Raw genomic sequence first — 442 nt, forward strand, 5'->3', positions numbered from 1 at the left:
GGCTGTCGGGCTGCAAGGCCGTCGGATCGGCATACGCCGGACGGGCAATGCGGCCGATGCCGGCGATCGCCGGCACCGCGCAGCTGGAGTGGTAAAAGAAAAACAGGTCGCCTTCGGCCATCGTGCGCAGGAAATTGCGCGCTTGGTAATTGCGCACGCCATCCCAGCGCGCCTGGTGCTGTTTCTCAAGATCAAGGATGGAAAATTCATCCGGCTCGGACTTCATTAACCAATACGGCATGGAGTTTGCCCTCCCTTCGGCGGTTCGATAAGGCCATGATGGCAAATTTCCCCGACGGTCGGTGGCAACGCAGGTTTGCGCCCGGTCGATGCTTAACGGAAAATGCCGCGGCTGTTGAGTGGCGTATCGGGCTCTAGAACGATAAAGCACGTCAACTCGACGGCAGATTCGCCTGGCAGGGGGAGGCGATCAGATGAAGCG

The 442-nt window shown here is 59.7% G+C and carries 1 protein-coding gene; it reads right to left on the reverse strand.

From position 1 onward, the window contains the following. Positions 1-241, reverse strand: a 241-nt coding sequence (locus tag J5M67_RS28670; RefSeq protein WP_207888707.1) for an EVE domain-containing protein, incomplete at its 3' end; no start/stop codon positions are given. Positions 242-442 lie beyond the last annotated feature (201 nt).

Origin of the sequence: Pseudomonas sp. 30_B (assembly GCF_017491605.1) — a bacterium.
Lineage (GTDB): Bacteria > Pseudomonadota > Gammaproteobacteria > Pseudomonadales > Pseudomonadaceae > Pseudomonas.